This is a genomic window from Aquamicrobium segne (assembly GCF_042656785.1).
GTDB lineage: Bacteria > Pseudomonadota > Alphaproteobacteria > Rhizobiales > Rhizobiaceae > Mesorhizobium > Mesorhizobium segne.
Map to the genome: position 1 here is coordinate 1 of NZ_JBHSLL010000039.1, position 18,428 is coordinate 18,428.

The window sequence follows — 18,428 nt, forward strand, 5'->3', positions numbered from 1 at the left end:
CTGCTCTAATCTCTTGTTTTAGCCGCATTATTGCGGCTAAAACAAGAGATTAGAGCATTTCATCCGTTTTCATGAAAACAAGAAATGCTTTAATAACCGCGCCGGTAATAGCGGTCATTATAGCGGCCGTGGCGATAGCGATTGTCGTAACGCCTGTCGTTGCGATCATAATAGCCGCGTGGACACTGGGCGGTGTAGGTTCGGCCATAGCGGTCGCGGTAGCGGCAGCGACCGGATTCGTTGGCCGAGCCGATCAGCGCACCGGCAACAGCGCCCACAGCGCCCCCAACCAGCGCGCCTTCAGCCCGGTTTCCCGGGGATGCAACAGCCGATCCGATGGCCGCCCCGCCCAGACCGCCAATTGCTGCCCCCTGTTCGGTTTGTGAACAGGCTGCAAGCGGCATGAGCAGGCCCATCAGTACGATCAATTTTTTCATTGTCCAACCTCTCGTGGGCAGTTTTGTTCATCAACACTGCAGATAACGAATAAAAACCGGATTCGATCCGGCAGAGCGGGAAAATGGTGACATCATGTTGATGAATGGCGGCTGAACGTGACTTTCGGGTGTTGCAAACACCATGCAAAGGTTGACAGGAGCAGGGCTCGTCGTTTATGAGCCAGTCACAAATTCGGCGCGCTTTTCAGGCGCGCTTTTCAGTTACGCCCGCAACGGGCCAAATTGACGGGCAGTATCATGAAAATCAAGAATTCGCTGAAGGCGCTGAAGGCACGTCACCGCGACAATCGTCTGGTTCGCCGCAAGGGCCGCATCTATATTATCAACAAGACCGACCCGCGCTACAAGGCCCGCCAGGGTTAAAGCATTTTGTGAGTACAGATGGTTACATCTGACGTCGCACAAATGCGGCTAAAACAAGAGTTTAGAGTATTTCATCCGTTTTTCGTGAAAACAAGAAATGCTCTAAAAAGCGCGCGTAGCCTTGGCTGATCTGATCCCTGAATCAGAGTTTTACCGTCTGGTTGCGCGGTTTGCATAAAATTCAGTTTGACGAAACGCATGACAGGAATAGTCTTCCTGTCATGCGTTTTATTGTTTTTACAAGTGCGGTGTTTCTGTCGCTGTCTGCCATGGTCCTTGCTGCGGCAGCGCAAGAACTGCCGCATGATGCGATCTCCGTCGATGTTGCGGTCGATGCTGCAATCGAACGGCCGATCGAAAGCCGGGCGCAAAAGCTTGACCGGCTGTTTTTTGAACTGAAGCGTGAAGGCAATGCCCGGGCTGGTGAGCGCATTGCGCGCCGCATCCAGCAGGAATGGTCACAGTCAGGCAGTGCGACTGTCGATCTGATGATGGACTGGGCGCAAAAGGCCATATCGGCTCAAAACCATGCCGTTGCCCTTGATTTTCTGGATCAGATTGTCACCTTGCAGCCGGAGTTTGCCGAGGGCTGGAACCGGCGCGCTACACTCCATTATGCAATGAAAAATTATGCCAAGTCGATGGCCGATATTGATCGCACATTCAGGCTGGAGCCGCGCCATTATGGGGCAATTTCCGGTCTTGCCCGCATCATGTCCGATACGGGGCGCGAGGCGCAGGCGTTAAAAGCCTGGCAGCATGTGCTCGATATTTATCCTGCCCTGCTTTCCGCGCAGGAGCAACTGGCAAGCCTGGCGGAAAAACTTGCCGGTCAGAGCATCTGAATCAAAACTCTGACCGGGCCGGGTTTGCGCGCTCAATGCTTATGAATGGCTTGTCTCTTCGGCACCAATATCGGCAATGCGCAGCATATTGGTGGCGCCTGAGGTTCCAAGCGGGACACCGGCGGTGATGATGATGCGCCCGCCATCTCCGGCAAAATTCTCCTCGACGGCAATGCGGCAGGCGCGGCGCACCATGTCGTCGAGATCCGTGGCATCCTGGCTCACCACGCAATGGGTGCCCCAGGCAAGCGACAGGCGTCGTGCCGTTGCAAGGATCGGCGTCAGCGCAATGATGGGAACCTTGGGGCGCTCGCGTGCGGCGCGCAGGCCCGTTGCGCCGGATGCCGTATAGGTGACGATTGCCGATAATTCGAGTGTTTCGGCAATTTCGCGGGCGGCATAGGAGATGGCGTCAGGGCCGGTCGGTTCGGGTGCGGAGCGCTGGGCATTGATGATGGCAGGATAGGTGGGGTCTTTTTCCACCCGTGCAGCAATCCGGTTCATGGTGGCGACGGCTTCGACCGGATAGGCCCCGGCAGCAGATTCAGCCGACAGCATGATGGCGTCTGCCCCTTCAAACACAGCCGTTGCCACATCCGAGACTTCAGCGCGGGTGGGCACAGGCGCTGAAATCATTGATTCCAGCATCTGGGTGGCCACCACCACCGGCTTGCCAGCCTTGCGGGCGGCGCGGGTGATTTGTTTTTGAATGCCGGGTACGGCCTCGGCAGGCATTTCCACGCCCAGATCGCCACGCGCCACCATCAGCGCATCGGTCAGTTCCATGATCTCGGCAAGGCGTTCCACAGCTTGTGGTTTTTCGATCTTTGACAAAAGCAGCGCCCGGCCATTGACGATTTTGCGGGCCTCGATCAGGTCTTCAGGGCGCTGGACGAAGGAAAGCGCAATCCAGTCAACGCCTGCTTCCAGTGCTGCATCAAGATCGGCGCGGTCCTTGTCGGTCAAGGCGCCAACGGGCAGGTCGGTGTCGGGCAGTGAAACGCCCTTGCGGTCGGAAATGGACGAGCCTGCCACCACCACACATTCGATGGAGTTTCCGTCCGTTTTCACAGCCTTGAGTTCCAGCTTGCCATCGTCGATCAGCAGACGATGCCCGGCTTCCACGGATTTCAGGATTTCAGGGTGCGGCAGGTGAATGCGGGTGGCGTCACCGGGGGCTGTATTGTCATCCAGCGTAATCGTCTGGCCGGGCGAAAGTGTTTGCGCGCCATCGGCAAAACGGCCAAGGCGCAGCTTGGGGCCCTGAAGGTCGGCCAGAATGCCGATGGGGCGGCCAACTTCGGCCTCGACAGCACGAATGCGCGTGATCAGGGTGCGCATCAGATCATGATCGGCATGGCTCATATTGATGCGGAAAACATCCGCACCGGCTTCAAACAGTTTTTTCAAAGTGGCCTGCTCGGAAGAGGCAGGGCCGATTGTTGCCAGTATTTTGACCTTGCGGCTACGTTTCATTGTCCATTCATTTCTGGGGTAGAAGCCCCGTCTGTTGCCGGTTGCTCGGTAAACTGGACCATCCAGTTTGCCTGCTCTCCGGTGTCATATTCCTGAAATCCGGCACGCTGGAAGCCTCGTGCCACGCAGTCGGTGACGCCTGCGATCTTGAATTCCTTTTCTGCCACGCACATGTTGATGGGGCCGTCCCAGCGCCCGCCGCGTTCGGCATCTTCTGCATACAGATAGTAAAACCGTGATGACAAAGGCCCCTCGATCAGCGTCTTGCAGCTTGAGGCCTCAATGTGCCACCAGCCTTCGGTGATCCAGCCGGCCTGAGCGCGATAGCCGATGCCGACCCCGACAAGGCTTTGTGTGGCGTTGCAAACCCGGAAATCTGCATGGGCAGGTGTGGTCTGCGCCAGAGCTGCAACCATGGCAACTACCGGCAGCAGGAGTGCCAGAAACGCCCGGTATGTGCTGATACGGACCCTGTTCATAGCCTTCGGCATTGCTTCCATCATGTGCTTTCAACCTCTTTTGGGCAAACTGGTTGCGCATGTCAACGCGCTGAAGAGATAAATCCAATCGATTTAAATGGGACAAAACCGCCTGTTGACGGAGAATTGCAGAGTTTAGGGAGCACATCTCATGACCGTGCTTGCATTGCGCATATACTCTCTTCATGGGATGAGATTAAAGTATTTTGCGGCGCAACGGAATCGCCTGATGCCCCACAAATGAGGCGAGACGGAAAAGGAGCCTGTTTTCTGTGCCATGACCCGATCTTCAACCTTTGCGCCTTTCGATTTGATCACAGGCGATGCCAGCCGGGGCATTCTGCTGGTTTGTGACCATGCCCGGCGCGATCTGCCGCAAGATTATGGTACACTTGGCCTGCCGGAAACGGAATTTGAGCGTCATATCGCCTATGATATTGGCGCAGAAATGGTTACCCGTGAACTGGCCGCTCTGCTTCAGGCGCCAGCGGTTCTGGCAAATTTTTCGCGCCTGCTGATTGATCCCAATCGGGGTGAAGATGATCCAACCCTGATCCGTCAGCTTTATGACGGGGCAATCATCACCGGAAATTATCCGCTTTCTGAAGCCGAGCGGCAGCGCCGGATTGATCTGTTTTATCAGCCCTATCATGATGCGGTTTCTGCTGCGACGGCATCGGTGGCGGCCCGGTCGGGGCGGGCGCCATTTCTGTTTTCGGTGCATTCTTTCACGCCCGCCATGCAGGGTGTGAAAAGACCGTGGCATGTGGGTGTGCTGTGGGATCGTGATGACCGGGTGGCAAAGCCGCTGATTGAAGCGCTGGCTGCTGACACATCACTGGTGGTTGGCGACAATGAGCCTTATGATGGCGCATTGCGCGGCGACACCATGTTTCGTCATGCCATCGTCAATGGCTATCCGCATGCGCTGATTGAAATCCGGCAGGATCTGATCGCCACCTTGCAGACAGCGCGTGACTGGGCGCAGCGCCTTGCGCCGATGGTTGCGGCCATCAGCCAGCGCCCCGATATGCAGGATGTGCGCCATTATGGTTCGCGCACCGGACCTGTCTGATTGAAGGAGAATAATAATGACGCAGAGTGATGAAACCCGGCAGCGCGATCTTGAAGCTGCTGCTTTCCGCCGTCTGCTTGAGCATCTGCGCGAGCGCACCGATGTGCAGAATATCGACATGATGAACCTTGCCGGTTTCTGCCGCAATTGCCTTGCCAACTGGTACAAGGAGGCTGCTGAAGCCGCCGATACGCCGCTTTCCAAGGAAGCGGCGCGCCAGATCATTTATGGAATGGATTATGAAGAGTGGCGCGCCCGCTACCAGAAAGAGGCAACCGACGCGCAAAAAACCGCCTTCGAGCAGAACCGGCCTGGAGCATGATTCCTAAAAAGCTGCAGACTTTTTAGATAAAATCATACGTAATAACAATAACTTAAAGCGTGTCGCGTGAATCTGAAAGATCGTGACACGCTTTAAAGAGGCGTAAGGGTTGATTTTCAAGCGCCGACCTGTGCAATCCAGTCATTGAGATTGTAATAGTTGGAAATGCGCGCAACCTTGCCGTCGCGGATTTCAAAGAACGCACCGGCTGGCAGCACATAGGTCTGGCCAGCCGCTTCCGGCAGGCCCTCATCAGTGGCCAGATATTCGCCATTGACGGTAAATTCGGCAGCGCCGCGTGTGCCGTCAGCATTTTCCATGATGACAATATCGGTCAGGCGCTCCCGGTAGCAGCGGTGCATCTTGTCCATGAAACTGCGAAAAACTTGCTTGCCGGTCTGGCGCTCGCCCTGATTGATGTCGTGGGCGACATCATCGGTCAGCAGAGCCAGAAAGGCGTCCATATCCTGCCGGTTGAAAGCATCATAATAGGCACGGATGGTGTTTGTGGCGCTCATGGTCACTCCTTTTTCGCAAACGCAATGGCCAATCCTGTGGGCAAGCTCTATAGCACTGACAAGAGCTTTGAAAGTCCGGGAGCGACAATGAATATCGTGGTTCGGCAGGGGCCTGAAATCGGTCCTTATATTGATGATCTGGCGCGGCTGCGCATTGAGGTGTTCCGGGCCTTTCCCTATCTTTATGAAGGCTCGCTCGATTATGAACAGACTTATCTGTCTACCTATGCAAGCTCACCTGAAAGCCTGTTTGTGCTGGCTTTTGATGGCAATGATGTGGTGGGGGTCTCAACCGGTGTTCCAATGGATCAGGAGACGGAGGCGTTCCAGAAACCGTTTATTGAGGGCGGCTGGAACCCGGCCCGTATTTTCTACTTTGGCGAATCGGTACTTTTGCCCCGTTATCGCGGGCAGGGGATTGGTGTGCGCTTTTTTGAGGAGCGCGAAGCCTATGCGCGCCAGCTTGGCCGCTTTGACCATTGCTGCTTTTGTGCGGTGGAGCGCCCGGTCGATCATCCGCTGCGGCCAGCCGATTATGTGCCGCTCGATATATTCTGGAATAGGCGGGGCTATATCCATCAGCCGCAATTGCGTACAGAATTTTCATGGCGTGATGTGGGCGAGCAGGAAGAAAGCGCCAAGCCGATGTCATTTTGGATGAAGGAGTTGCGCTGATGGTGAAATTTGCGTCCTGCCAATATGCTTTTGAACTGTTTGAGGATTTTTCCGCCTATGCCGCGCATCTGGAAGGACTGGTGGTGGAAGCGGTGGAGAGAGGTTCAGAACTGCTGTTGTTGCCTGAATATTCGGCAATAGCACTGACCGGCTGGCTGGAGGAGGCTGAACGTGGAGATCTGCATAAATCCATTGCCGCCATTCAGCCGCTCATTCCGCGCTGGCTGGAATTATGCGAGACGCTTGCCCGCCTCCATGCTGTGTGGTTTTGCCCCGGCTCTGCCCCGGTGCTTGACCCGGATGGAAACTATCGCAACCGCGCCTATTTGTTTGGGCCGCAAGGGCTTGTCGGCCATCAGGACAAGATCATCATGACGCGCTTTGAGCGTGAAAAATGGTTTCTGGCTGCTGGTGTCGAGGGTTTGCGCCATTTTGACACGCCTTTTGGCAGGCTCGGCATTTTGATCTGCTATGATAATGAATTTCCGATGCTAGCCCGAAAGCTGGCCGAAGATGGGGTGGATCTGGTCTTGGCGCCAAGCTGCACCGATACGGAAGCAGGCTATTACCGTGTGCGCATTGGGGCGCAGGCGCGCGCCCTGGAAAACCAGATGGCGGTGCTGGTCTCACCCACTGCCGGTTTTGCCCCATGGTCGCCAGCCGTCGATGAAAATTTTGGCCGCGCTGCCCTTTATGTGCCGGCTGATTATGGCATGCCGGCAAGCGGGATTTTTGCTGAAAGCGAGGCGCTGACGACGCAAACCAGTGTGTGGCTGACAGGCGAGATCGACCTGCAAAAAGTTGCAACCTTGCGCCGCGAGGGCCAGGTTGCGCTTTACCGGGACTGGCCCGAACAGTTCATATAGCCGGGGTAATCGTCACCAGCAGGATTTTTGCCTCGGTCTTGTGGTTCGTGAAGCTTTCGCCCGCTTCGAGCGCGATGGCGTCGAAGCGTTCGATAGCGAGTTCCTGACCGTCCGCCTCAATCTTTGCCGGTGAATTGAACACTGCCCAGTTAAACCCCGGCGTGGTGAGTGTTTCGCCCGGGGCAAGCGTTATGCGCTGCATGGCGTGGGTGCAGCGCCTGCGCCGTGTCATGATGTTGAGATCGATGGTTGGCTCATTCAGATTGCGGCTGGAAATTTCCCAGTCGCCGGAAAAGGAAAAAGGCGTGCCCTCTTGTGACAGTTCTTTGATGCGCCCTTCAGGCAGAACAAGCGCCAGCCCCGCCCCGTCAAGCAGGGCGATGGTGCGGTCAATGCCGGAAAATACTGAAAAGGGACCGTCGGCGCCGACATGGGCAATCGACAGCCGCCAGTCGAAATTGTCGGTCGTGCTGCCGGCAGGAAAGGCCGCCACCTCTTCGGTGACGCCCTGTCCGTTTTTCCATGCCATGCGCTTGTAATCAGCGCGGCGCGCGATTTTCATGGCTGGCCTTAATTGCCGAGGATGGCAGGCAGGCGCAGGCCCTGCTTTTTGGCCCAGTCGAGTGCAATCTCATAGCCTGCATCGGCGTGGCGCATGACGCCGGTGGCCGGGTCGTTCCACAGGACGCGCTCGATGCGGCGCGCTGCATCGTCGGTGCCGTCGCAGCAGATCACCATGCCCGAATGTTGCGAAAAGCCCATGCCGACACCACCACCATGATGCAGCGATACCCATGTCGCGCCCGAGGCGGTGTTCAAGAGCGCATTGAGCAGCGGCCAGTCGGACACGGCGTCCGAGCCGTCCTTCATGGCTTCGGTTTCGCGGTTGGGGGAGGCGACCGAGCCGGAATCGAGATGATCGCGACCGATAACGATCGGCGATTTCAATTCGCCATTCTTGACCATCTCGTTGAAGGCAAGGCCAAGACGGTGACGATCGCCAAGACCAACCCAGCAAATGCGCGCTGGCAGGCCCTGAAACTCGATGCGTTCACGCGCCATGTCGAGCCAGTTGTGCAGATGGGCATTATCGGGCAGCAGTTCCTTGACCTTGGCATCGGTCTTGTAAATGTCTTCCGGGTCGCCCGAAAGCGCTGCCCAGCGGAACGGACCAATACCGCGGCAAAACAGCGGGCGGATATAGGCAGGCACAAAGCCGGGGAAGGCAAAGGCGTTTTCAAAGCCTTCTTCCAGCGCCATCTGGCGGATATTATTGCCGTAATCGACGGTCGGAATACCCATGTCGTGGAAGGCGACCATGGCTTCGACCTGAACGCGCATTGAGGCGCGCGCTGCCTTTTCGACAGCCTTGGGGTCGCTTTCCTGCCTGGCGCGCCAGTCGGCAACCGACCAGCCGATCGGCAGATAGCCGTGTACCGGATCATGGGCCGAGGTCTGGTCGGTGACGATGTCGGGCTTGATGCCGCGCTTGACCAGTTCGGGGAAGACTTCGGCCGCATTGCCGATCAGGGCAATTGATCTGGCTTCGCCTGCCTTGGTCCATTCTTCGATTTTGGCCAGCGCCTCATCAAGGCTATGGGTCTTTTCATCAACATAGCGGGTGCGCAGGCGGAAATCGGCACGGGTTTCGTCACACTCAACGGCAAAACAACAGGCGCCCGCCATGACGGCTGCCAGCGGCTGTGCGCCGCCCATGCCGCCAAGACCTCCGGTAAGAATCCACTTGCCCTTGAGGTTGCCATCATAATGCTGGCGACCGGCCTCGACAAAGGTTTCATAGGTGCCCTGCACAATGCCTTGTGCGCCGATATAAATCCACGAACCGGCTGTCATCTGGCCGTACATGGCCAGACCCTTCTTGTCCAACTCGTTGAAATGGTCCCAATTGGCCCAGTGCGGCACCAGATTGGAATTGGCGATCAGCACGCGCGGCGCATCCTTGTGGGTGCGAAACACGCCAACCGGCTTGCCCGACTGCACCAGAAGCGTCTCATCCTCATTGAGGGCTTTGAGCGTGGCGACGATCCGGTCGAAATCATCCCAGGTGCGCGCAGCACGGCCAATGCCGCCATAGACGACCAGTTCATGCGGGCGCTCGGCCACGTCGGGATCAAGATTGTTCATCAACATGCGCAGCGGCGCTTCGGTCAGCCAGCTTTTGGCATTCAATTCGTTGCCGCGCGGGGCGCGCACTTCGCGTTCATTATGGCGGGGATTGGACATGATCTTGTTCCTCACGAGCGTTTCATCTCAAGCGCAATCTGTTCGATGCGTTGCAGAAGGGGTTTTAAGGTCAGGCGCAGGCGCGCAGCTTTGCTGTCATCATAGGCAAAAGGCAGGCTTTCGCTCATCAGATGGGTGGATTGGGCAAGCTCCATCTGAATGGCATGAATGTTTTGTTCGGGCCGGCCATAATGACGGGTCGTCCAGCCGCCCTTGAAGCGGCCATTGAGGATCGAGCTGTAGCCTTGGGCCCTGGCGGTTATTTCCACGGCAGCCGCTTCAATGCGGGCATCGCAGGTCTTGCCCATATCCGTGCCGATGTTGAAATTGGGCAGCTTGCCTTCAAACAGGAAGGGGATATGTGAGCGGATGGAGTGGCAGTCATAAAGCACAGCCACGCCATGGATGGATTTCACACGTTCGATCTCGGCTGCCAATGCGTCATGATAAGGCTTGTGAAAACGGGCAATGCGGTCTGCAATATCGGCCTTGGTTGGAGCCTCGCCTTCTTTCCAGATCGCCACCCCGTCAAAATCTGTTTCAGGGATCAGCCCGGTGGTGTTCTGGCCGGGATAGAGGCTGATGCCTTCCGGGTCGCGATTGGCGTCGATGCAATAGCGGTGGAAGGTGGCGCGCACCGTGGTCACACTGTCCAGAAGCCCGTCATAGAGCTTTTCAATATGCCAGTCGGTGTCGGAAAGGGTCAGGCCGTTATCATTCAGCCGCACCTTGATGTCGTCGGGCACATATGTGCCGGTATGCGGCAGCCCCAGAATGACCGGCGATGTGCCTTGATGAACTTCAAAAACCGCCGCCATCTTTAGCCCTCCAGTGAGGGCAGAAGATTGGCAGATACGCTTGCCGTCAGCCTGCCATCAGCAACCAGTTGGGCAGCTTGCGCAAGGTCGGGGGCCATATAGCGATCATCGTCCAGCTTCAGTACAACTGCGCGCAGGCAGGATATGGCTTTTTGCAATTCGGGACTGGTGGTTAGCGGCCCGCGCAACTCCACCCCTTGTGCGCCAGCAAGTAGCTCAATGCCGATGATGTTGAACAGGTTTTCGCTCATCTGCAACAAGCGCCGCGCACCATGGCAGGCCATCGACACATGATCTTCCTGATTGGCTGAGGTCGGTGTGGAATCCACTGATGCCGGATGCGCCATCTGCTTGTTTTCGCTCATCAGCGCAGCAGAGGTCACTTCGGCAATCATCAGGCCGGAATTGAGGCCGGGCCTGGGCGCCAGGAAGGCGGGCAGGCCATAAGAAAGGGCTGGGTCAACCAGCAGCGCAATGCGGCGCTGGGCAATGGCCCCGATCTCGCAGATGGCCAGTGCGATCTGGTCGGCGGCAAAGGCCACCGGCTCGGCGTGGAAATTGCCGCCGGAGACGACAGTTTCATCCGACAGAACCAGCGGATTGTCGGTGACAGCATTGGCCTCGATTTCGAGTGTGCGGCCAACCTGACGCAGAAGATCAAGACATGCGCCTTCGACCTGTGGCTGGCAGCGGATGCAATAGGGGTCCTGTACACGCTCATCGCCGTCGATGTGGCTCTGGCGAATGGCGGAACCATCAAGCAGCGCGCGCAAAGATGCGGCAATGTCGATCTGGCCCTGATGGCCGCGCAGCGTGTGAATATCTGCGGTGAAAGGGGCGGATGATCCCATGGCGGCATCGGTCGACAAGGCTCCGGTAATCAGTGCTGCCTGTGCGGCGCGATGGGCACGAAACAGGCCAGCCAGCGCCAGTGCGGTGGAGGCTTGCGTGCCATTGATCAGCGCCAGCCCTTCCTTGGCAGCCAGTGTCACCGGCTGCAAACCGGCGCGCTCAAGTGCAACACGCCCTGAAAGCTGCTCACCCTGATAAAAGGCCTCGCCTTCACCCATGAGCACGGCGGCAAGATGGGCAAGCGGGGCCAGATCGCCGGATGCACCAACTGAGCCTTTTTCGGGGATCAACGGGGTGACATTTTTTTCCAGCATGGCCTCGATCAGCCGCACCAGTTCCAGTCGAACCCCTGAAGCGCCGCGCCCCAGCGAAATGAGCTTGAGCGCCATGATGAGGCGCACCACATTTTCCGGCATTGCCGCACCCACGCCGCAGCAATGCGACAGGATGAGATTGCGCTGCAAGGTGGCGGTGTCTGCGGCGTCGATCTTGATCGAGGCCAGCTTGCCAAAACCGGTATTGACGCCATAGACCGGCTCGTTTCCGGCGGCGATGGCGGCAATGCGAGCGGCCGCCTTTTTGATGTTGTCATCAAAGCTGCGGTCAAGAACCGCATTGTCGCCGTTCCAGTAGATTGCGGCCAGATCGGCCAATGGTACGGAACCGGGATGAAGCGTAATGGTCATATGCAGGCTCCTTGTAAAATCAGATCGTGATGTCGCGATTTATTGTGGTGTGGCCGGCCCGGATACGGGCATGAAGCGGATTGAAACCAATGCGATAGACGAGTTCGGTAGGCTCTGAGATGTCCCAGATGGCAAGGTCGGCCTGTTTGCCTTCTTCCAGCGTGCCGATGCTGTCTTGCCTGCCCAGCGCGCGTGCCGCCTCGCGGGTAATGCCCGCAATACATTCCTCAACGGTCAGCCCAAACAGGGTTGCGCCCATATTCATGGTCAAGAGCAGCGAAGTCAGGGGCGAGGTGCCGGGATTGTTGTCGGTGGCAAGCGCCATATGGGCGCCATGTTTGCGAAACAGATCAACCGGCGGCTTTTTTGTTTCGCGAATGAAGTAGTAGGCGCCCGGCAGCAACACGGCAACGGTGCCGGATCTGGCCATGGCGGCCGCCCCTTCATCATCGGTATATTCCAGATGGTCGGCCGATAATGCGCCATAAGAGGCAGCAAGTGCCGCTCCATGCAGGTTGGAAAGCTGGTCGGCATGGAGCTTGACCGGAAGGCCGTGCCTTTGGGCGGCATCAAACACCAGCCGCATCTCGTCCGGTAAAAAGGCGATGCCTTCGCAAAAGCCGTCAACGGCATCAATCAACCCTTCAGCATGGGCAGCTTCCAGCCCCGGCAACACCACGTCGCGCAAAAAATCGCCATTGCGGCCCTTATAGTCGGCAGGTGTGGCGTGTGCGCCCAGATAGGTGGTGGCAATCGCCACATCGCGCTTGTGGCCAAGCTGGCGGGCGGCCCGCAGCATTTTTAGTTCATCAGCAACAGTCAGCCCATAGCCGGATTTGATTTCGATGGTGGTGACGCCCTCGGCCAGCAGGGCGTCAAGGCGCGGCAGGCTCTCGGCAATCAATGTGTCTTCATCGGCAGCGCGCAGATTGGTCACAGATGAGACAATGCCACCCCCGGCGCGGGCGATTTCCTCATAGGAAGCCCCTGCCAGCCGCATTTCAAACTCACGCGCCCGGTTTCCGGCATGGACAAGATGGGTGTGGCAATCGATCAGGCCAGGTGTGATCCAGCGCCCGTCGCAATTAATCACTTCAGCATCGGCAAGCACGCTAGAGGGCAGATCAGCGGCTGAACCGACATAAAGGATGCCCCCCTCACGTGCTGCCACAGCGCCGTTTTCGACAATGCCAAGCCCTGACCGGGCGGGGTCAAGCGTTGCCAGCCTTGCATTGGTCCAGATACGATCGCCCTTGGCCATGGAAAATCTCCCGCAGACTTTTTAACTGGCGCATTGCGCAAGTTTTCTGTTGCTGATATGTATATACTTAATCAAGGTTGGCGCAAGCAAAAAGTCAGAGCCCTTCGTGGTGCGCTGCAATCGGGAGCCTCACATGACCACTATTCACGCTGAATATGCACTTTTGCCGGAAGGCCTTGTGCGCAATGTGCGCATCACATTTACGGGCGCCGAAATTGAGCAGGTGGAACAGTTTGTGGAGGCGCGCGCAGGTGATGAGCGCCACCGTTTTGTTGTTCCGGCCATGCCCAATCTGCACAGCCATGCCTTTCAGCGCGCCATGGCGGGGCTGGCTGAAAGGCGCGGGCCGGGGGCTGACAGTTTCTGGAGCTGGCGCGTCGAAATGTACCGCGTTGCTTTGTCGATGTCGCCTGAACAGGTCGAGGCGGTTGCGGCGCAGCTTTACATGGAAATGCTGGAGGCCGGTTTTGGCCGGGTCGGCGAGTTTCACTATCTGCATCACGACAAGGACGGCGCTTGTTATGCCGACCCTGCCGAAATGGCCGCCCGTATCGGGGCGGCAAGCGCACAAACCGGCATTGCGCTCACGCTTTTGCCGGTATTTTATGCCCATTCCGGTTTTGGCGGGGCAGCACCGATCGAAGGCCAACGCCGCTTCATTCATGATGTTGATGGTTTTGCCCGGTTGATGGAGCGTTCGCGCCAGATCGTGGCTTCCTTGCAAGGGGGTGTGCTGGGCATTGCGCCGCACAGCCTGCGTGCCGCAACGTTGGAAGAGCTGCAACAGATCATGCCTTTTGCTGAAGGCGGGCCGGTGCATATCCATGTGGCCGAGCAGGCTAGGGAAGTGGAAGACTGCATTGCATGGTCGGGCAAGCGCCCGGTGGAGTGGCTGCTTGATCATATGGAGCTTGATGAGCGCTGGTGCCTGATTCATGCCACCCATATGACTGAGGATGAAACGGTTCGTATGGCCAAAAGCGGTGCGGTGGCGGGTCTGTGCCCGATCACCGAGGCCAATCTGGGCGATGGCGTGTTTGAGGCGCCGGGTTTCCTTGGCTCTGGTGGGCGGTTCGGCATCGGCTCGGACAGCAATATCCTGATTTCGCTGGAAGAAGAGTTGCGGACACTGGAATATTCGCAGCGTCTTTTGCGCCGCTCCCGCAATGTAGTGGCCGATCCGGGCCAGTCGACCGGGCTTAATCTGTACAGCCGCGCGTTAAATGGTGGCGCGCAGGCGCTTGGGGCTGTAAGCAGTATCGGAGCGGGCAGGCCAGCCGATCTTGTATCGCTTGATCTTTCGCGGGTGAATTATCTACCCGCTGAAAAAATTCTCGACCATTTTATCTTTGCAAAAGGGATCGGCGTCGACAGCGTGTGGGTGGCTGGCATGAAGCGGGTTGAAGGCGGACGCCATCACCAACATGAGGCCATTACAGCGCGTTTTGCCAAGGTCATGGCTGAACTTGCACAATAAAAGCAGGGTCAAAATTGGAAGGCGTGCGACATATTCAAAAGTAAGAGCAGCGTGGCAAAAGCAGACAGCAAGGACACAACCCTTCATCAGATGATCCTGAGCGAGATTGAAGGGCGCATTATGTCCGGTGAATGGCCGCCGGGCTTTCGGCTGCCGTTTGAGGTTGATCTGGCGCAGCATTATGGCTGCTCGCGCATGACCGTCAACAAGGTGATGACCCAGCTTGCCAAGGCAGGGCTGATCGAGCGCCACCGCAAGGCAGGCAGTTTTGTCACCCGGCCACGCGCCCAGTCGGCGGTGCTGGAATTGCATGATATCGAAACCGAGGTGAAGTCGCTTGGCCAGCCTTATGGCTACAGGCTTGTCTCGGAAAAAAAGCGGCCTTCCAATACTGAGGATCGCCGTCTGCTGGAATTGACGCAGGCAACGCCGATGATTGAATTGCTGGCGCTGCATCATGCGGGTGGAAAATCTTTCTGCGTGGAGGAGCGCCGCATCAATGCCGGTGTCGTGCCTGAAGCTATAGAGGCGGATTTTACAGTCGAACCGCCAGGTGGCTGGCTGATTGCACAAGTGCCGTGGAGTGCTGCTGAAAACCGTATTCAGGCCATGTCAGCCACAGCCGAGATCGCCCGCCTGCTCAATCAGCCGAAGGGATCGGCCTGTCTGGTGGTTGAACGGCGCACTTGGAGCCATGCCGGGCCGGTGACTTTTGTGCGCCTGACCTATCCGGGCGACAGCCATATGCTGGTAGCGCGTTTTGCCCCGGCGACATGATCTGGGACTACATGAATAAAAAAACCCAGCGCAAGGCCGGGTTTTTTGCATTTGGATTATTTGTAATCAGCTGACCTGAACCTTGGCAGCGGCCTGATCTGCCGCCAGCTTCTGCTGGAACATCTGTGCAAAATCAATCGGGTCGAGCATCAAGGGTGGGAAGCCGCCATTGCGGGTGGCGTCGGCCACGATCTGGCGAGCAAAGGGAAACAACAGACGCGGGCATTCGATGAACAGCACCGGCAGCATATGTTCTTGCGCAAAACCGGCAATGTTGAACACGCCGCCATAGACGAGTTCGACATTAAACAGCACATCATCATCGACCGTGGCCTTGGCCGTCAGGGACAGGTTGACGTCGAACTGATTTTCCGAAAGCGGATTGGCGTTGACATTGACATTGATGGCAATGCCGGGAGCTTTTTCGCGAGCCCGCAGTGAATTGGGAGCGCCGGGGCTTTCAAAGGAAAGATCCTTCACATATTGCGCCAGCACATTCAGCGTCGGCTGCTGGGCAGCACTGTCATTGCCATTACCGTTTCCGGCAGCTTTTTTGTCATTCGCGTTGGCCATAAGCCTTGTTCCTGTTCTTGGAGCGTTTTTTTGGAGCGTCCGGCCCCGGATGGATTCGCAATTTGGCTATCACGCCAGGATGCTCAAGACAAGTTTTTGACGGCGCTGTCCTATTGCTTTCAAACCTGCAAGGCTCAATCGTCGGAAATATGCCGCCAGGGTGAGTTTTTATCGGGTTGTCCGCCCGGCGGGGTATTTCTGGAAAAATCCTCGCTGTCGAGGTCGATCGTATGGCTGTCCTTCCCATGCCGTGGCCCGGATGCGCCAAACGGGCTGGTGACGATAACGTGGTGGCCCAACAGTTTCCAGAACAGGGCGCGCACAGGCGGCAGCAGAATCAACAGGCCGATGGTTGAGGTGATAAAGCCTGGAAGAATGAGCAAAATGGCAGCGATGACGCTCATGGCGCTGCTGGCCATCTGGCGGCTGGGATCTTCACCGGCCTCAATAGTTGCACGCACCCTGTTTACCGTGCCGGTGCCTTGATGGCGAAGCAGTGCGACCCCGGCAACACTCGATAAAATCACCAGGCCGATTGTCGCCAATGCGCCGATTTCCTGCCCGACAATGACAAAGCCGGCAATTTCCAGAAGCGGAAGTACGAGAAAAAACAGGGGAAGAAAGGAAATGCGCAAATTTGTAGCCGTTTGTTGGTTGTTTATGCGACAGAGTTCATTTGTCTCTGGCACTGGCCCTTACAGATAGGTATGTCTGCCTTTAATTTGAATGATTGAGTTGCGCGTTCTATATGTTTTTATAGAGCGAGGCCAGACAAGGTGTTGCGCTTTCGACGTAACCGAAACAGGGACTATTGGCGCGGGCATGGAATTCTTCGACTTCGGCACGATTTTCTTCATGATTGCGGCGGTGGTGATCTTTTTTCAGCTGCGCAATGTGCTTGGCCGCCGCACGGGCAATGAACGCCCGCCTTTTGACCCCTATTCTGCCCGCAAGCAGGAAAAGCCAAATGGAAGTGATGGTGACAATGTGGTGACGCTGCCGCGCAAGCGCGGGGAAGCGGTTCCAGATGCCTATGCTGCCATTGACGCCTTCGCAAAGCCGGAAAGCGAGTTAAACAAGGGCCTGCGCGCCATCAAGGATGTGGATGCGGGCTTTGACCCCAAGAGCTTTGTCGAAGGTGCGCGCATGGCTTATGAGATGATTGTGCTGGCCTATGCCGATGGTGATCGCAAGGCATTGAAAAACCTTTTGTCACGTGAGGTTTATGATGGTTTCAGTGCGGCAATCTCCGAGCGCGAGGCCCGTGGTGAAAAGGTCCAGTCCTCTTTTGTCGGTATTGACAAGGCCGATATCGTGTCCGCCGAAATGAAGGGCAGCGAGGCCCAGATTACATTGCGTGTCGTCTCGGAACTGATTTCGGCCACCCTTGACAGGGACGGGGCCATTATTGATGGCGATCCTGAAACGGTCGCCGAGGTCAAGGATGTGTGGACCTTTGCCCGTGATGCACGCTCGCGTGATCCGAACTGGAAGCTGGTCGCCACCGAGGTTGAAGACTGATCGTTGCGACCGGTTTCATCGCATGTCTTTCGCTCCGTTTTTTGAGCCGAGCTGTTTTGAGGCTTTGCCGGGGTGGGAACTGGACGATCATCTTGCTGCTTTTGCAGCTTTTCAGCGCTCGGCCCATCATGTCATGGTCAAGCCTTATAAAACCGGCGCTCTTGGCATCCGGTTTGAGGCTTTTGCCAGTGCTTATGAAGCGGCAAGAACGGCTTTAGCCTCAGATCAGGAAGAGGCGCGCAGCTTTTTCGAGCGCCATTTTACCCCTGTTTATGTCAAGCCGGAGCAGGGCGGCCAGGGTTTTGTTACCGGCTTTTATGAGCCGGAAGTTGAAGCCTCTCCGGTTCGCACACCGCATTTTACCGTGCCGTTGCTGATGCGCCCGCATGATCTTGTTGACATTGACGATGCCAACCGCCCGGCTGGCATGGACCCCTATCTGGCCTTTGCCCGTCAAACCTTGTCCGGGCTGGTGGAGTATCATGACCGGCAAGCCATTGAGCGCGGTGCACTGGCGGGCAGGGGGCTTGAAATTGCCTGGCTGGCGGACAAGGTGGATGCGTTTTTCATTCATGTGCAAGGGGCTGCCCGGCTCAACATGGTTGATGGGCGCAGCCTGCGGGTCAGCTATGCGGCCAAATCCGGCCAGCGCTTTACCGGACCCGGCGGCATTCTGGCTGGTTTGAGGGAAATTCCTCTGGAACAGGTCACCATGCAGTCGATTCGCGCATGGTTTTTACAAAATCCACAGCGTGTGGATGAGATTTTGTGGCAAAACCGCTCCTACATCTTTTTTCGGGAAGCGCCGGTTGACAATCCGGCACTGGGGCCGATTGCTGCGGCCAAAGTGCCGCTGACGCCGGGCCGCTCTGTTGCGGTGGATCGGTTGCTGCATACATTTGGCACGCCTTTTTATATCGACGCGCCAAAACTGATGGCTTTTGAAGAAAAACCGTTTCGGCGGCTGATGATTGCACAAGAGACCGGATCGGCTATTTTAGGGGCGGCGCGTGGCGATCTGTTTGCCGGTTCAGGCCGGTGGGCGGGTGAAACTGCCGGTGTGGTGCGCCATCCTGCCGATTTTTATGCTCTTGTGCCACGCGCGCTTGTGGAGCATCTGTCGGGCAGACAGGTGTAAAAGA

At 57.1% G+C, this 18,428-nt stretch carries 20 protein-coding genes and 1 pseudogene; 10 read left to right on the forward strand and 11 right to left on the reverse strand.

The genetic code is table 11. From position 1 onward, the window contains the following. Positions 1-170: 170 nt before the first annotated feature. A pseudogene (locus ACFPLB_RS11585) lies at positions 171-437 on the reverse strand (YMGG-like glycine zipper-containing protein); the annotation flags it as partial. Positions 438-695: 258 nt separating this feature from the next. On the opposite strand from ACFPLB_RS11585, the gene ykgO reads away from it, so the two are divergent. Both ykgO and ACFPLB_RS11595 read left to right on the forward strand, forming a co-directional pair. Beyond that, positions 696-821, forward strand: coding sequence for a type B 50S ribosomal protein L36 (ykgO, locus tag ACFPLB_RS11590; RefSeq protein WP_035022199.1), 126 nt, complete (start codon positions 696-698; stop codon positions 819-821). A gap of 221 nt (positions 822-1,042) precedes the next feature. Then, positions 1,043-1,666, forward strand: coding sequence for a tetratricopeptide repeat protein (locus ACFPLB_RS11595; protein ID WP_378229748.1), 624 nt, complete (start codon positions 1,043-1,045; stop codon positions 1,664-1,666). A 39-nt stretch (positions 1,667-1,705) separates the two neighbouring features. On the opposite strand, the gene pyk is transcribed toward ACFPLB_RS11595, so the two are convergent. Together pyk and ACFPLB_RS11605 are read right to left on the reverse strand one after the other, a co-directional pair. Next, positions 1,706-3,142: a pyruvate kinase gene (gene pyk / locus ACFPLB_RS11600; protein ID WP_378229750.1), complete on the reverse strand. Its 1,437-nt coding sequence runs from the start codon at positions 3,140-3,142 to the stop codon at positions 1,706-1,708. Further along, the gene (locus ACFPLB_RS11605; RefSeq protein WP_378229752.1) at positions 3,139-3,621 is read right to left on the reverse strand and encodes a DUF1036 domain-containing protein; all 483 of its coding nucleotides are present in this window, start codon (positions 3,619-3,621) and stop codon (positions 3,139-3,141) included. Before ACFPLB_RS11605 ends, pyk begins: the two co-directional genes overlap by 4 nt. Positions 3,622-3,898: 277 nt before the next feature. Between ACFPLB_RS11605 and ACFPLB_RS11610 the strand changes: the two genes are divergently transcribed. Both ACFPLB_RS11610 and ACFPLB_RS11615 read left to right on the forward strand, forming a co-directional pair. Next, positions 3,899-4,696 carry an N-formylglutamate amidohydrolase gene (locus ACFPLB_RS11610; protein ID WP_378229754.1) on the forward strand — a complete coding sequence of 266 codons (798 nt, stop codon included), beginning with the start codon at positions 3,899-3,901 and terminating at the stop codon, positions 4,694-4,696. 16 nt (positions 4,697-4,712) lie between these two features. Further along, the gene (locus ACFPLB_RS11615; protein ID WP_378229756.1) at positions 4,713-5,018 is read left to right on the forward strand and encodes a DUF1244 domain-containing protein; all 306 of its coding nucleotides are present in this window, start codon (positions 4,713-4,715) and stop codon (positions 5,016-5,018) included. Between the two features lie 116 nt (positions 5,019-5,134). Here the strand turns inward: ACFPLB_RS11615 and ACFPLB_RS11620 are convergent, their stop codons facing one another. Beyond that, positions 5,135-5,536 carry a ketosteroid isomerase-related protein gene (locus ACFPLB_RS11620; RefSeq protein WP_378229758.1) on the reverse strand — a complete coding sequence of 134 codons (402 nt, stop codon included), beginning with the start codon at positions 5,534-5,536 and terminating at the stop codon, positions 5,135-5,137. Between the two features lie 24 nt (positions 5,537-5,560). Between ACFPLB_RS11620 and ACFPLB_RS11625 the strand changes: the two genes are divergently transcribed. Next, positions 5,561-6,211: a GNAT family N-acetyltransferase gene (locus tag ACFPLB_RS11625; protein ID WP_378229760.1), complete on the forward strand. Its 651-nt coding sequence runs from the start codon at positions 5,561-5,563 to the stop codon at positions 6,209-6,211. Beyond that, positions 6,211-7,077, forward strand: coding sequence for a carbon-nitrogen hydrolase family protein (locus ACFPLB_RS11630; protein ID WP_378229762.1), 867 nt, complete (start codon positions 6,211-6,213; stop codon positions 7,075-7,077). Before ACFPLB_RS11625 ends, ACFPLB_RS11630 begins: the two co-directional genes overlap by 1 nt. On the opposite strand, the gene ACFPLB_RS11635 is transcribed toward ACFPLB_RS11630, so the two are convergent. The 5 genes from ACFPLB_RS11635 to hutI are packed head-to-tail and all read right to left on the reverse strand — an operon-like array spanning position 7,070 to position 12,938. Next, positions 7,070-7,639, reverse strand: coding sequence for a HutD/Ves family protein (locus ACFPLB_RS11635; RefSeq protein WP_378229763.1), 570 nt, complete (start codon positions 7,637-7,639; stop codon positions 7,070-7,072). The genes ACFPLB_RS11630 and ACFPLB_RS11635 overlap by 8 nt on opposite strands. Before the next feature lie 8 nt (positions 7,640-7,647). Next, a complete protein-coding gene (gene hutU / locus ACFPLB_RS11640; RefSeq protein ID WP_378229765.1) occupies positions 7,648-9,321 on the reverse strand; it encodes a urocanate hydratase in 1,674 nt (557 codons plus the stop codon). A gap of 11 nt (positions 9,322-9,332) precedes the next feature. Then, a complete protein-coding gene (gene hutG, locus ACFPLB_RS11645; RefSeq protein WP_378229767.1) occupies positions 9,333-10,139 on the reverse strand; it encodes an N-formylglutamate deformylase in 807 nt (268 codons plus the stop codon). A gap of 2 nt (positions 10,140-10,141) precedes the next feature. Then, positions 10,142-11,677, reverse strand: coding sequence for a histidine ammonia-lyase (gene hutH / locus ACFPLB_RS11650; RefSeq protein ID WP_378229769.1), 1,536 nt, complete (start codon positions 11,675-11,677; stop codon positions 10,142-10,144). A 19-nt stretch (positions 11,678-11,696) separates the two neighbouring features. Then, a complete protein-coding gene (gene hutI / locus ACFPLB_RS11655; RefSeq protein ID WP_378229771.1) occupies positions 11,697-12,938 on the reverse strand; it encodes an imidazolonepropionase in 1,242 nt (413 codons plus the stop codon). 133 nt (positions 12,939-13,071) lie between these two features. Between hutI and ACFPLB_RS11660 the strand changes: the two genes are divergently transcribed. Together ACFPLB_RS11660 and hutC are read left to right on the forward strand one after the other, a co-directional pair. Continuing rightward, on the forward strand, positions 13,072-14,415 hold the full coding sequence (locus ACFPLB_RS11660; protein WP_378229773.1) for a formimidoylglutamate deiminase: 1,344 nt from the start codon (positions 13,072-13,074) through the stop codon (positions 14,413-14,415). Between the two features lie 90 nt (positions 14,416-14,505). Continuing rightward, positions 14,506-15,192 carry a histidine utilization repressor gene (gene hutC / locus ACFPLB_RS11665; protein WP_378229997.1) on the forward strand — a complete coding sequence of 229 codons (687 nt, stop codon included), beginning with the start codon at positions 14,506-14,508 and terminating at the stop codon, positions 15,190-15,192. Positions 15,193-15,258: 66 nt separating this feature from the next. Here the strand turns inward: hutC and secB are convergent, their stop codons facing one another. Beyond that, entirely contained in the window at positions 15,259-15,765 is a 507-nt protein-coding gene (secB, locus tag ACFPLB_RS11670; protein ID WP_378229775.1) for a protein-export chaperone SecB, read from the reverse strand. A gap of 134 nt (positions 15,766-15,899) precedes the next feature. Continuing rightward, complete coding sequence (locus ACFPLB_RS11675; protein WP_378229777.1) at positions 15,900-16,400, reverse strand: FxsA family protein; 501 nt, start codon at positions 16,398-16,400, stop codon at positions 15,900-15,902. A gap of 187 nt (positions 16,401-16,587) precedes the next feature. Between ACFPLB_RS11675 and ACFPLB_RS11680 the strand changes: the two genes are divergently transcribed. Together ACFPLB_RS11680 and mltA are read left to right on the forward strand one after the other, a co-directional pair. After that, on the forward strand, positions 16,588-17,286 hold the full coding sequence (locus ACFPLB_RS11680; protein WP_378229779.1) for a Tim44/TimA family putative adaptor protein: 699 nt from the start codon (positions 16,588-16,590) through the stop codon (positions 17,284-17,286). Between the two features lie 22 nt (positions 17,287-17,308). Beyond that, a complete protein-coding gene (gene mltA, locus ACFPLB_RS11685; protein ID WP_378229781.1) occupies positions 17,309-18,424 on the forward strand; it encodes a murein transglycosylase A in 1,116 nt (371 codons plus the stop codon). The last annotated feature ends 4 nt before the right edge of the window (positions 18,425-18,428 follow it).

Excerpts from the sequence above, each read along its gene's own strand:
- ykgO (WP_035022199.1), top strand. The coding sequence starts at position 696 with ATGAAAATCAAGAATTCGCTGAAGGCGCTGAAGGCACGTCACCGCGAC.
- ACFPLB_RS11595 (WP_378229748.1), top strand. The coding sequence starts at position 1,043 with ATGCGTTTTATTGTTTTTACAAGTGCGGTGTTTCTGTCGCTGTCTGCC.
- pyk (WP_378229750.1), bottom strand. The coding sequence starts at position 3,142 with ATGAAACGTAGCCGCAAGGTCAAAATACTGGCAACAATCGGCCCTGCC.
- ACFPLB_RS11605 (WP_378229752.1), bottom strand. The coding sequence starts at position 3,621 with ATGAACAGGGTCCGTATCAGCACATACCGGGCGTTTCTGGCACTCCTG.
- ACFPLB_RS11610 (WP_378229754.1), top strand. The coding sequence starts at position 3,899 with ATGACCCGATCTTCAACCTTTGCGCCTTTCGATTTGATCACAGGCGAT.
- ACFPLB_RS11615 (WP_378229756.1), top strand. The coding sequence starts at position 4,713 with ATGACGCAGAGTGATGAAACCCGGCAGCGCGATCTTGAAGCTGCTGCT.
- ACFPLB_RS11620 (WP_378229758.1), bottom strand. The coding sequence starts at position 5,536 with ATGAGCGCCACAAACACCATCCGTGCCTATTATGATGCTTTCAACCGG.
- ACFPLB_RS11625 (WP_378229760.1), top strand. The coding sequence starts at position 5,561 with ATGGCCAATCCTGTGGGCAAGCTCTATAGCACTGACAAGAGCTTTGAA.
- ACFPLB_RS11630 (WP_378229762.1), top strand. The coding sequence starts at position 6,211 with ATGGTGAAATTTGCGTCCTGCCAATATGCTTTTGAACTGTTTGAGGAT.
- ACFPLB_RS11635 (WP_378229763.1), bottom strand. The coding sequence starts at position 7,639 with ATGAAAATCGCGCGCCGCGCTGATTACAAGCGCATGGCATGGAAAAAC.
- hutU (WP_378229765.1), bottom strand. The coding sequence starts at position 9,321 with ATGTCCAATCCCCGCCATAATGAACGCGAAGTGCGCGCCCCGCGCGGC.
- hutG (WP_378229767.1), bottom strand. The coding sequence starts at position 10,139 with ATGGCGGCGGTTTTTGAAGTTCATCAAGGCACATCGCCGGTCATTCTG.
- hutH (WP_378229769.1), bottom strand. The coding sequence starts at position 11,677 with ATGACCATTACGCTTCATCCCGGTTCCGTACCATTGGCCGATCTGGCC.
- hutI (WP_378229771.1), bottom strand. The coding sequence starts at position 12,938 with ATGGCCAAGGGCGATCGTATCTGGACCAATGCAAGGCTGGCAACGCTT.
- ACFPLB_RS11660 (WP_378229773.1), top strand. The coding sequence starts at position 13,072 with ATGACCACTATTCACGCTGAATATGCACTTTTGCCGGAAGGCCTTGTG.
- hutC (WP_378229997.1), top strand. The coding sequence starts at position 14,506 with ATGATCCTGAGCGAGATTGAAGGGCGCATTATGTCCGGTGAATGGCCG.
- secB (WP_378229775.1), bottom strand. The coding sequence starts at position 15,765 with ATGGCCAACGCGAATGACAAAAAAGCTGCCGGAAACGGTAATGGCAAT.
- ACFPLB_RS11680 (WP_378229779.1), top strand. The coding sequence starts at position 16,588 with ATGGAATTCTTCGACTTCGGCACGATTTTCTTCATGATTGCGGCGGTG.
- mltA (WP_378229781.1), top strand. The coding sequence starts at position 17,309 with ATGTCTTTCGCTCCGTTTTTTGAGCCGAGCTGTTTTGAGGCTTTGCCG.